At 59.1% G+C, this 11844-nt stretch carries 8 protein-coding genes and 1 pseudogene; 6 read left to right on the plus strand and 3 right to left on the minus strand.

Translation table 11 applies throughout. The features are described 5' to 3' along the window. Positions 1-9: 9 nt before the first annotated feature. Positions 10-1011, minus strand: a complete 1002-nt coding sequence (locus D6Z24_RS05400) for a methyltransferase (RefSeq protein WP_129125547.1) — start codon at positions 1009-1011, stop codon at positions 10-12. 375 nt (positions 1012-1386) lie between these two features. On the opposite strand from D6Z24_RS05400, the gene D6Z24_RS05405 reads away from it, so the two are divergent. Further along, on the plus strand, positions 1387-2760 hold the full coding sequence (locus D6Z24_RS05405) for a sigma-54-dependent transcriptional regulator (protein WP_129125548.1): 1374 nt from the start codon (positions 1387-1389) through the stop codon (positions 2758-2760). Between the two features lie 292 nt (positions 2761-3052). After that, positions 3053-3334, plus strand: a complete 282-nt coding sequence (locus D6Z24_RS05410; protein ID WP_162605075.1) for a carboxypeptidase-like regulatory domain-containing protein — start codon at positions 3053-3055, stop codon at positions 3332-3334. Between the two features lie 263 nt (positions 3335-3597). Here the strand turns inward: D6Z24_RS05410 and D6Z24_RS21780 are convergent, their stop codons facing one another. Beyond that, positions 3598-3759: a hypothetical protein gene (locus D6Z24_RS21780; protein WP_246014575.1), complete on the minus strand. Its 162-nt coding sequence runs from the start codon at positions 3757-3759 to the stop codon at positions 3598-3600. Positions 3760-4252: 493 nt separating this feature from the next. On the opposite strand from D6Z24_RS21780, the pseudogene D6Z24_RS22060 reads away from it, so the two are divergent. The 4 genes and pseudogenes from D6Z24_RS22060 to D6Z24_RS05425 form a co-directional block, all read left to right on the plus strand. Then, positions 4253-4447: pseudogene (locus D6Z24_RS22060) on the plus strand (carboxypeptidase-like regulatory domain-containing protein); the annotation flags it as partial. Positions 4448-5284: 837 nt separating this feature from the next. Continuing rightward, a complete protein-coding gene (locus D6Z24_RS21785; protein WP_246014576.1) occupies positions 5285-8713 on the plus strand; it encodes a fibronectin type III domain-containing protein in 3429 nt (1142 codons plus the stop codon). A gap of 324 nt (positions 8714-9037) precedes the next feature. Beyond that, positions 9038-9550: a hypothetical protein gene (locus tag D6Z24_RS05420; protein WP_129125551.1), complete on the plus strand. Its 513-nt coding sequence runs from the start codon at positions 9038-9040 to the stop codon at positions 9548-9550. Positions 9551-9679: 129 nt separating this feature from the next. After that, a complete protein-coding gene (locus D6Z24_RS05425) occupies positions 9680-10687 on the plus strand; it encodes an exosortase/archaeosortase family protein (RefSeq protein ID WP_162605076.1) in 1008 nt (335 codons plus the stop codon). A gap of 85 nt (positions 10688-10772) precedes the next feature. Here D6Z24_RS05425 and cysK read toward each other — a convergent pair whose 3' ends face one another. Then, on the minus strand, positions 10773-11726 hold the full coding sequence (gene cysK, locus D6Z24_RS05430; RefSeq protein WP_129125553.1) for a cysteine synthase A: 954 nt from the start codon (positions 11724-11726) through the stop codon (positions 10773-10775). Positions 11727-11844: the final 118 nt, after the last annotated feature.

The raw sequence follows: 11844 nt of genomic DNA on the forward strand, positions 1-11844 counted from the left end.
TTGAGCCGGTCAGGGGACGATGCCGGCGACCACGCCGGCACCGTTGGGCAGTTCTATAGGCAGGCGGCGCACGCCCTTCGCTCCGGCCGACTCAAGCATCCCGAAAAGCTCGCTCTCGCTGTAGGACTGCCCGTCCGGAGTGCCGAGCAGCATGTTCAGCGAGAAGAGCGCGGGGAAAACCGGGGCGTCCCTCGTGTCGTCGAGGATGAACTCCTGGACCAGGATCATCCCTCCCGGTTCGAGCGCGGCGACCGCCTTTTTCAGCACGCTCCGACAGGCATCGGGACCGATACCGTGCAGCACATGGGAAAGCCAGGCGACGTCGAAACCGCCCGGCAGATCATCCTGCTCGAAGTCGACGGCGATGAAGCCGATGCGGTCGGAAAGGTCGAAGCGGGCGACGGTCCGCTCCGCGAAACCGCGCGTAGTCGGAAGATCGCAGATGACGGCGTCGAGTCCCGGGTTTTGCCGGCAGAAATGTATCGCGTAGGTGCCGGGACCACCACCCAGATCCATCAGGCGCCTGCGCCCGCTGAGATCGATCTGCGGCACGATCTTTGGGGCGATCATCTGGGCCAAGTTGAACATCCCCATGAGGAAGCTTTCCCTTGCGCTCTCGGCGTCCTCGTGCGAGACGCGCTCCCGCACGGGATGACCGGTCTGCACGGCTTCGTCGAGCCTGCTCCACCCGTTCACCAGGTGATGGTGATGCATGATGATGTGCCCGAGGTAGTCGGGTGAGGTGCGGGAGAGGAACTTTGCGGCGAAGGGGGTGGCGAGGTACTCCCCTTCCCTCTTTTCGAGAAGCCCCAGTGCCGCCAGGGCATCGAGGAGCATGGCGAGACCGCGGCCGTCGCAGCCGATCTCTTCGGCAAGCCTTTGAGCGGATGACGGCGCGGCGGATAAGGGCGTGAATACGTTGAGTTTAACACCGGCGTGAAGGGTACAGGTGCTCCAGTAGCTTCCGGAAGTCTCAAGCAGTGTCGCGGGCGACCATTCTTTCTTTTCCACACTCCCCCCTGAAGAGCCGAGGTCGTCCTTGCAGGCGCCAAGACGACCATCGTGCTGAAATCATTGAACCCGGCAAGTCTACCCGGCGTGGACTTTAGCGTCAAGCAGAGCCGCCCTCAACAATTCCGAATACCACCCACTACGGCTGCTCGAACGGTGCAACCAGAGCAGGAGAGGGATCGTCTCGTCGACTGGGACGACATCGGATGAGGTCCGAAAACGTGGCTGCCCCTTTGCAAAAATTGTGGTTAATTATCCGTGGCAAAAATAAATACGATGCTTTATAGTCCCCAACACCAGTACAGGCGTTCGAAACCCTTTACACAGCGCAGGTTTGTTGAGCTCTATGACACTTCGCATTCTCAGGTACGACCCATGGCAAATGAAAAAATTCTTGTCATAGGCAGTGACGTTCACACTCGCTCGATGCTGGAAACACAGTTGGCAGCGTCAGGGTACTGCCCCATCCTTGCCGATAGCGCATGCCGCGCTCCCGATCTTCTCGCCATCGACAAGATCGATCTCGTGCTCCTGGAACATGCCCCGCCCCACATGGACGGGATCTCCGTGCTGGCCCAGTCGAGAAAACTCTTCCCGCATGTCCCCTTCATAGTCGTATCAAGCGCCTCTTCCCTGGAATCCGCCATCACCAGCGTGAAGGCAGGGGCCACGGACTTCCTTGCGCAGCCTTTCGACCCGGACGACCTCCTCTGCCGGATCGCCAGGGCCCTTGACAACACCCCGCCCGCCAGCGAGACGCAAGACGGCGGTTTCACCTTCCAGCAGATTTCCAGCAGCTCTCCCAAAATGGTGCGGGTCCTGCAGATGGCGCAACAGGTCTCATACTACCCCCAGACCACCGTCGCGCTTTACGGGGAGAGCGGTGTCGGCAAGGAGGTGTTGGCCCGCGCCATCCACGCGGCAAGCGGGCGCGACGAAAGCAGGTTCGTGGCGGTCAACTGCGCCGGCATTCCGGCGAACCTCCTGGAAAGCGAGTTGTGCGGCCACGTGCGGGGCGCCTTCACCGGAGCCGACCGTGACCGCGAGGGGATGTTCAGCCTGGCCAAGGGGGGCACCATACTCCTGGACGAGATAGGCGACATGCCGCTTGAGCTCCAGGTCAAACTGCTGCGCGTGATAGAGGAGCGCAGATACACACCGCTTGGCTCCGCACGGCAGATAAAGGCGGACTTCCGAGTCATAGTCGCGACCCATCACGATCTGAGGCAGCTCGTTCAGGAAGGACGGTTCCGCTCCGACCTGTACCACCGCGTGAACGCCTTTCCGATAACGATACCGCCCCTTCGAGAGAGAAAGGAGGAGATCCCGCTGCTGGTCGACAACTGCCTGAACCATCTCAGAAAGGAGATGGGGAAACCGCTACCAGGGATATCCAAACGCGGCATGGACTTCATCATGGGGTACGACTGGCCTGGCAACATAAGGGAGCTGAAGAACTCGCTCGAGCGCGCAGCCATCATGGTGGAAAACGAGCTTATCACCCCGTCGCACCTTGCCTTTCTCAGTCCGGGACATCCCGAGGGAAGAAGGGAGCGCCGCAGGCTTAGGTTGAGCGGCGGCAACGACCACCCGTTCGAACTGCATCTCACCCTCGACCCCGATGAGTTCTCCCTGGAGAACATCATAAACAAGGTGCTGCACATCACCCTCACCCGCTGCAACAATAACAAATCCCTCGCTGCCCAGCTGTTGAAGACCGACCGCAGGGTGTTTTACCGCCTGAAGTAACTCTCTCCCCGCACATAACGCCTGTTTCAGCGCAGCTTCCCGATCATGCCGGCTGTACGTTTTCCGTACAGTTCGTACCGTATACGTACAAATCCTATTTTTAATAATTTTCTAAGTATACGAAATCCTTTACCCGCATGGTTGGCCCGGGATTTGCCAATACAGGTCCCAATCCGTCCAACGGTGAAAGGACCCGTATTGCGACATAGACGCTAGCTATCGCAGCACTTATTCGATGGAGGAACATGTGATGAGAAAAGGAGCTTTGAGTTTGACAGGAATGGTCATAGGCATGGTGGCATTCACACAGATCGCGTGGGCGATTGGAGGAAGGGTCTCCTACCCTGACGGCAAACCGGCCTCGGGCGCGGACGTGAAGGTGGAACTGCTGGACGTCGGAAGTTACAGCCTCAAAACCGACGCCGCCGGCCGTTTCACAATTCCCGACGTCGATTTTCTGGAGGCGCTGATCCAGGTGAGAGGCGCGGACGGCCAATCGTTCACGGCGGCGGCCCTGCCGGCGAGGATGTTCGAGGGAAACGGGGTGTCACTTGTATTGCAGCCAAAGAAATAGCCGGACCCGGCAAATACACAGCGAGGGACTGATATGAAATCGAATTGGAAACATACGGCGCTTTTTCTGGCCGCCCTGCTCGTCATGCTGCTCGGGACAAGCGGTCTGGCATTCGCCTGGACTCTCTCAGGCACGGTCTACGGCGGCAGCACGCCGATGTCCGGCGCCACCGTGAAGCTCAGTAACGCGGCCGACGCGACTGCCGCCGGCACGGCGAGCACGACCGCCACAGGCGGATATTCGCTAACCGTCTCCGACGGCAGCTACAACATGACCATCACCCCCGCCGCGGGAAGCGGCTTCTCGGAGTCGGTGGTGAACGGCATCGTCATAAGCGGTGGCGACGTGGTCCAGAACGTCGTCCTCATGTCGCAGACGAACGCAACCGTGAGCGGGGTCGTGCGAGCCCCGGACGGCACGGGCATCAGCAACCTCTACATCAGGATCATCAATTCAGTAACCAATTACGTGGATGGGACAGCCGTCACCGACACGAACGGAGCATTTAATTGCAGCATAATGTCAGGCACTTATTTCATCGAAGTCTATTATAACGGAGTATCAAATGTTCCACTCCCAAGCGGCGGGTTCTATTACAGGCTCTGGAACAACGCAACCATTACTGGCTCAGTCACACTTCCCAACGCAACACTCCCACTGGTTACACTGAGCGGTAAGACGACAAACAACAAAGGTGAAGCGATCGCTGGCGTCCAAGTAAAAACTGGCGACACATGGGACACCACAAGCGGCTATTACAAATCCGCTGTCTACACCCAAACGGTCACTTCTGACAGCTCAGGGAATTTCAAGATGACGTTGCTGTCAGGCACTTACAGTTTCACACTCACCCCACCGACGGGCAGCGGCCTTGCCATCACCACAGTTAACAACCAGGGCATTACTACCGACGTGAGCATGGATCTGGCGCTCCAAGGAGCAGACGCAAGCGTTTCAGGCGTCGTTAGATCTCCTGACGGGACAGGCATCAGCAATGTTAGAGTTAAGGTGTTTGACCAAAATGGCGGCTTATTTCAAGGTTCCGCAATCACTGATGCCAACGGCGCCTTTACCGTCAGCGTCATAGCTGGAACCTATGCCATCATTGTGGAAACGTATGGAACGACCAACGTACCAGTACCAAATTACTTCTACTATAAGATGTGGAGCAATCAGTCCGTCAGCGGCGCGACTATTCTTCCTCAAGCCACGCTACCACTTCTTACTTTAAGCGGCAAAACGGTCACCGGCGGCGGTGCAATCGTCCCAGGTGTTGGAATATACAGGAACTATAATTACAACACCTCATCTGGCATCGCAAATTACTACGCAAGCTACGTCTCCTCGCAGAGTGTAACTTCAGACTCTAACGGAAACTACTCAATGACGGTGTTAGCCAACACCGGTTACAATTTCACCATAACCCCCGCCAGTGGCACGGGTTACGGTGCGGCCACCTTCAATATTAACTTATCTTCAGACACTACATATAATTTTATCGTGCCGGCGATTGATTCAAGTATTTCCGGGGTGGTCAAGGCCCCTAACGGGATTGGCATAAGTAACCTCAAAGTGACCGCTATAGATCAGAACGGCATAGGACAGGGATCATCTATTACAGACTCCAGCGGTAACTTCTTCATAAATGCTGTATCTGGTACCTATATAGTGATGGTTCAAAGCTACGGAACGACCAACGTCCCTACACCTAGTTATTTTTATCATAGGCTCTGGAGCAATCAGGTAGTTAGCGGGGCTACTAATCTGCCTGGTGCGACACTCCCTATGGTTACCTTAAGCGGCAAAACCACGGATAGCGTGGGCGTCGGCATACCTAATGTACAGGTGTATCGTGATTACAAATACAATTACGGAACCTACCTAGGTGGCTATTATACGACCTATATAGAGGGCCAGACGGTCACAACCGACGCTGGCGGCAACTACAGTATGACCGTGCTCAGCATGAGCGATTACGGCTTAACCATCACGCCCCCCACCGGTAGCGGGTTCGGCACCCTGCGCCTGACCACCGGCATAACGACAAACGTGCGGCAGAACATCATTCTCGCCCTCCCCGACAAGGCGGCACCGGTCATCCTCACCGGGCCGACGGTAGCTTCGAAGACCGACACCACCGCCACCATAGAGTGGCAGACCGACGAACCGGCCAAGGGTGGCGCCGTCTACGGGGTGAGCGATCCTCCCGGAACGACCGCGGCGGAAGCATCCTTTGCAACCACGCATTCCGTGCAACTCACAGGGCTTATCGCCAACACCACCTACTACGTGCGGGTGAACGCGACGGACCTGTACGGTAACGGCCCGGCAACGAGCACGGTCATCAGCTTCACCACGATGCCTACCCCTGACAAGACGCCTCCCACGATCCTCACCGGCCCCACGGTGAGCAGCATAACCCAGGCGTCGACGGTCGTTGAGTGGACGACTGACGAACCGACGACCGGCGGAGTCATCTACGGCCTTACCGCGACGCCCGACCAGACGGTGACGGACACGGTAACGTCCACCACGCACCGCATCACCCTGACCGGCCTCTCGAGCGAGACCGATTACTACCTAAAGGTGACGGCAACCGACACGGCCGGCAACGGTCCTGTTTCCGCCATTGGCTCCTCGTTCAGGACGCTGGCAGCCCCGGACACAACCGCACCGGTCATCAACGAAGGCCCCATGGTCACCAGCGTCAGCGACACAGGTGCAACCGTCGAATGGGTGACGGACGAACCTTCGACGACCGGCGTTTCCTACAACGACGGTGTCGCCCACGGCGTCTACAATGACGACACGCTCACCACCAGCCATTCGGCGAAACTTACGGGACTCGCCCCGACCAAGACCTATAACTTCACCGTCTCCTCGAAGGACACCTTCGGCAACGGCCCTACCCTCAGCAAGGAAGGGAGCTTCACCACCAAGGCCGCTCCCGACACCGCGGCGCCTGTCTTCACCCAGATCCCGATCGTGAAGAACACGACGCACCAGTCGGTGGTTCTTTACTGGGAAACCGACGAGGGAGCCGCATGCACCATCCAGTACGGCACCAGCGAGTCTCTCGGCATGGAGGACGCGAAGACCGAGCTGAACATGGTCCACAACAGGGCGCTCACCGGCCTTCTCCCAGGCACGATCTACTACTTCCGCGTGGTTGCCAACGACGCAGCCAAGAACACCGTCACGAGCAAAACCTACTCCTTCAAAACGGAGTTGATCCCAGACACCAATCCTCCGGTCATCACCAAGGAGGCGGCGGTCATCTACTCGAACGACAGGGCGGCGACCATAGCGTTCGAAACGGACAAACCGTGCGATACCGTGATCAAGTACGGTCCGAACGGCAGCCTCGGGCTGCAGAAATCCAGCAGCGACAAGGTCAACGAGCACCAGACGACGCTCACCAACCTGGAAGGTAACACCTCCTACACGGTACAGGTCTCCTGCACCGACATGTCGGGCAACACCGTGGTGGCATCGGCCGGCACTCCCTCCACCTACCTGGCCATGAACTACGCCTTCATCCTGAGCGACGCCGTGATCGGTGCCGCGGGCAACGGGTTCATGACCAAGTCCGTAGCCGACACCACCGCCCCGGTCATCACAGAAATACCGCAGGCGATCGCCGTCACATCGAACATGGCCCGCATCCACTGGCTCACCGACGAGATAGCAGACTCTCAGGTACTTTACGCGCTCCAGGGACAACCCCTGACCAACGCGGCGGGCAGCATCGTAAAATCGGCCGGGCACTCCGTCGCCCTGACCAACCTGCAGGCCGGCACCACGTACCAGTTCAAGATCAGATCCACCGATCCCGCAGGGAACACGACGGAGTCCGGCGTCTATTCCTTCACCACCGCCGCGTTGCCCGACACGACCCCTCCCGTCATCTCCGCCATCTCCGCTTTAGGTGGTGACCGCAAGATCGACGTGAAATGGAATACGGATGAACCCTCGACCACAGTGCTCAGGTACGGCACCACCCCCCTGGCTCTGACCGGCCAGGTCTCCGTCTCCGGTTCGCGGACGTCCCATGCGGTAACCCTCTACAACCTTGTGCCGGGCACCACCTACTACGTGGCACCGCAGGCCGTTGACGGCTCCGGCAACAGTACGCAGGGAGGTACGCAGCAGCTGACGCTTGGCGGGGCCGCCCCGACAAGCTTCACAGTGACGGCCACGTCAGGTTCCGGTGGAACGATCGCCCCGGCAAGCCAGCAGGTTTTCAGCGGATACCAGTTGGCCCTCGCCGTTCAGCCCGCTCAAGGGTACCTGATCAAGTCGGTTGCCGGCTGCGGAGGGACCCTGTCCGGCAACGTGTTCACAACCGCGGCGATCACGGGGAGTTGCGCCGTTTCCGCGACCTTCACACCCGATCCCGCCCAAGTGGTGCCCCTGACCAGCACAGCCAAACCGGCACCGGGCACCTACTCGGGGGGGACCCTACTTGTGCGACTTTCCGCCAGCAGGCCGGGTGCGACCATTTACTACACCACCGACGGAACCACCCCCCTTCTCTCACCTAAGACCTACAGCGGACCGATTGCTGTTACCGGGACGCAAACGGTGAAGTTTCTGGCGAAGGACGACTTCGATACGGAAGCGGTCAACAGCGCCACCTACACGGTGAACACCGACGGACAGCCGTCTGCGACCTACGACGGTAAGTCCGGCTCAAGCTTCACGGTCACGCGCCAGAGCGCGACAGGCAGTGCGACCGTGTACAGCGGCACGCAGAAAAGCTTTACCGACAGCGGAACACTCACGCCCAACACCATCTACACCTACAGCGTCGCCTCAGACAGCGAGGGAGCAACAGAACTCATGTCGGTGCGCACGCCGCTCTACACCGGGTGGAACATCGTCGCGGTGCCGTTCGACCTCGCATCGGGAATCTCGCCCAGCTCGCTTTTCGGCAGCCAGGTGAGCGCCGTGTACCAGTGGACCCCCAGCGGCGCCACCGCCGAGGACAGCACCGCGGTGCTCGGCTTTTACAAGAACGTGACCACGCTCCTGCCGGGTTACGGCTACTTCGTGAAGGCGGGTACGGCGGGAACCACCTTCGCCTACAGCGGAAGCTCGGCGCCGCAGAACGTCGACGTGATCCTCAAACCGGGCTGGACCATGATCGCGAACCCCAACAGCACGGTCAAGACCGACATCGCCACCAACTGGCTCGTGGACGGCTCACCGCTCGGCACCGCGGTCGTCGCCAACAAGATCGGCGGCGGCATCTACTGGTGGAACGGAACCACGTACGACTCCTGGTCCATCGTGAACGGCAATCCGCAAATCGAGCCGTGGAAAGGGTATTGGATCCTGAACCTCGACTCCACAAACCATTCGTTAACCATCAAGTAGATATTTCATACCAGGCGGGGCTTTACCCCAAAGAGAGAGGAACAAACGATGAAAATAAACTACTGCAAAACCGGCCTGGCCGTAACATTCACCCTGTTTTGCGCAACCACATGCTGGGCGGGGCCACCTGCACCGCCGAGCATCCCGTCTACGCCGGTCGGGGGCGCCGAGTCAAGCGCTTTAACCATGATCGCCATTGCCGCCTACGGCCTGTGGAAGAGCCGCAAGTAACGCAGCCGAAGCGCAAGCGGCTGCCTGAGCCCCGGGGATTCGAAATGGAGTTCCCGGGGCTCAGGCGCCACTTGCCCAACCTGGGGCCAAATGATGTCTCTTTCTAGTTTCATATCCTTCACCGCGTCGCTATTTCTTGCCGCCAGCGTGGCGGCCATGGGACTCTCTCCCATGACCGCCACGTTAAAGGTTTCGAACGGGCAGCTGTACGACTACATCGTGATCGGCGAACATCCAAAGGCGACGGAGGGCTTCGACAACGCCTACGACATCATCTCTCCGGGAAACCTCAACGCAGACATGGGGGAGCCTTACATCAGCGTCGTGGCCCCACATCCGGAATGGAAGCCGGCGCGAGAGATGCGCAACGACATCAGGTCACCCGCGGCCAAAATGATGTGGGAGGTGTCGATACGGTCGAGTCTTCCCGTGGGCATCCCGCTCTGGATCGAGCTGGACCCTGACCAGAGCAGGATGCCGCGCGGGACGAGGCTGACCATTGAAGACCAGAAGCGGCACATCGTTCTTGACGGGCACAAATGCAGCATTCCCGCACCAGGACCGGGGAAGACCGAGAAGCTTTTGCTGATCGTAGAGCAGCAGTAGGAAAAAGGCACCGCTCCCTCATGCTATGAGGCTACGGTGTGTGTGCGCGGCCTTTCTGGTCATAACCGCTTACGGGATCCGGAAGGCGGTGAAAAGGTGCTGGCCGGTTTGTAAATGGAGGAAAATGAGATGGATGCCGCGGTTTGCGAAAAGAATACGAAGCCCGAAGCTGGCATGCTGTTCATCCTGCTCGTTGCAGCGTCGGTGGCGGTCACGTCCCTGCTGCCGCCTGCTTTTTTCACTTTATGGCGCGAGCTTGCCATAAAAGGCGCATCCCTTATGGGAGCGTTGACCGGGATGACGGTAACCTCGGGCGGGGACATCCTTACGGTCAACGGGTTCCCGATGCGGATCATCCACGAGTGCACCGCTTTCAATTACGTACTGATCCTGTCGACGGCGATACTTTTCTACCCCCGGCACACGCTGCAATACAGGCTCGCCGGGGTGCTCGTCGCAGCCCCGCTCGTGGTTATCCTCAACGCGCTGCGCCTGGTCATTTCGGGATTTGCCGGGACCGTATCCATGAATCTGTTCAACTTCGTCCACGAGTACCTTTGGGTCGCGCTCTTCTCGCTTCTCATCTTCGGGATATGGAAGGTGTGGGTGGACAAGAGGCTCGTCCTGAAGAAAACGGCAATAACGCAGATCGCCCTCGTCGTCGTGGCGTCTTCAGCGTTTTTCTACCTGCTGACGTCCCAGTCGCCTACGTATGGTTCGATGCTCGCCGCCGTGGCAACGGCGGCACTCAAGCTGATTGCCTTGGACCCCGGTGCGGAAACAGCCTATGTTTCCGGCGATATACTGGGGCATGCGAAAGGCGTTGCCTGTACCGTTCCGTTCAACCTCGACTATTGCAACGTGGCGGTGCTGGCAGGACTCGTCCTGCCGTTGCAGAGGAAGGGGGACATGAAGACCCTCGGGTTGACGTTATTCACCGTCGTCAGCGCGCTTCTGCTCAACGCCATTTTGATGGCAAGTTCGGTGTACCAGATGGCCGTGCACGGGAAAAAGGCATTCGACGCTTACATGACGATCCAACACGGGCTGCTGCTCGCGGTCCCCTTCGTGCTTTGGTGGATCGTGACAAGCGGCGCCAAGGAAGGGAATAAGGCTGACATTCCCGTCAGGAGGTGAACTTCCGAATAAAGTAACCGGCTGGAACGAAAAAAGCCCCGGAGAAATCCGGGGCTTTTCTTTATTGATGAGAGGAGAGTCTCTCTTATGCCTCGTCGAAGAGTGCGGTGGAGAGGTAGCGCTCGGCGAGGTCGGGGAGGATCACCACGATGGTCTTCCCGGCGAACTCGTCCAGGTTGGCGAGGCGGACGGCGGCTGCCGCTGCGGCACCGCTGGAAATCCCGACCAGGAGCCCTTCCTCCTTGGTGAGCCGCTTGGCGAATTCGATCGCCTCGTTGCTCTCGACCTGCTCGACGCGGTCGATGAGCGAAAGATCGAGTGTGTCGGGGATGAAACCGGCACCGATCCCCTGGATCTTGTGCGGGCCGGGGCGCAGTTCCTGACCGGCGAGTTTCTGCGTGATCACCGCGCTTTCCTTCGGCTCGACGGCCACCGCGACGACGTTCTTCCCCTTGGTCTGCTTCAAATAGCGCGTGATGCCGGAGATGGTGCCGCCGGTGCCTACGCCGGAGACGATGACGTCGACGGCGCCGTCGGTATCGGCCCAGATCTCGGGGCCGGTCGTTTTCTCGTGAATGGCCGGGTTAGCCGGGTTCTTGAACTGCTGCGGCAGGAAATAGCGCGCCGGATCGGAGGCCACGATCTCCTCTGCCTTGGCGATGGCCCCCTTCATCCCGGCGGAACCAGGGGTAAGGATGAGGTTCACCCCGAGTGCGGCCAGGACCCTGCGACGCTCGATGCTCATGGTCTCGGGCATGGTGAGGGTCAGCTTGTAGCCGCGGGCGGCGGCAACATACGCCAGCGCGATGCCGGTGTTTCCGCTGGTCGGTTCCACGATCTCGACACCCGGCTTAAGCACGCCACGCTCCTCGGCATCCCAGATCATGTTGGCGCCGATACGGCACTTGACCGAGTAGGCGGGATTGCGCCCCTCGACCTTGGCCAGAACGGTTGCCTTGGCCCCCTTGGTCACATGGTTCAGACGCACGAGCGGCGTGTTACCGATGGATTGGGAGTTGTCCAGATAGATACGTGACATGGCGGTTGCTCTCCTTTTTGTTTGGATCCCGGCGCATGGTGCCGGATGCATATGTTTCTTGCAGGCGTTTTGTATTTTTATATTTAACCTGTAACATTGTCAACTATTTTATTTACGT

This window comes from Geomonas oryzae (genome assembly GCF_004117875.1).
In the GTDB taxonomy this organism is placed as follows: Bacteria; Desulfobacterota; Desulfuromonadia; order Geobacterales; family Geobacteraceae; genus Geomonas; species Geomonas oryzae.

Coding starts and splice junctions, on each gene's coding strand:
- D6Z24_RS05405 (WP_129125548.1), top strand. CDS start 1,387: ATGGCAAATGAAAAAATTCTTGTCATAGGCAGTGACGTTCACACTCGC.
- D6Z24_RS05410 (WP_162605075.1), top strand. CDS start 3,053: ATGGTGGCATTCACACAGATCGCGTGGGCGATTGGAGGAAGGGTCTCC.
- D6Z24_RS21780 (WP_246014575.1), bottom strand. CDS start 3,759: ATGCCCGTGCCGTCCGGGGCTCGCACGACCCCGCTCACGGTTGCGTTC.
- D6Z24_RS21785 (WP_246014576.1), top strand. CDS start 5,285: ATGACCGTGCTCAGCATGAGCGATTACGGCTTAACCATCACGCCCCCC.
- D6Z24_RS05420 (WP_129125551.1), top strand. CDS start 9,038: ATGTCTCTTTCTAGTTTCATATCCTTCACCGCGTCGCTATTTCTTGCC.
- D6Z24_RS05425 (WP_162605076.1), top strand. CDS start 9,680: ATGGATGCCGCGGTTTGCGAAAAGAATACGAAGCCCGAAGCTGGCATG.
- cysK (WP_129125553.1), bottom strand. CDS start 11,726: ATGTCACGTATCTATCTGGACAACTCCCAATCCATCGGTAACACGCCG.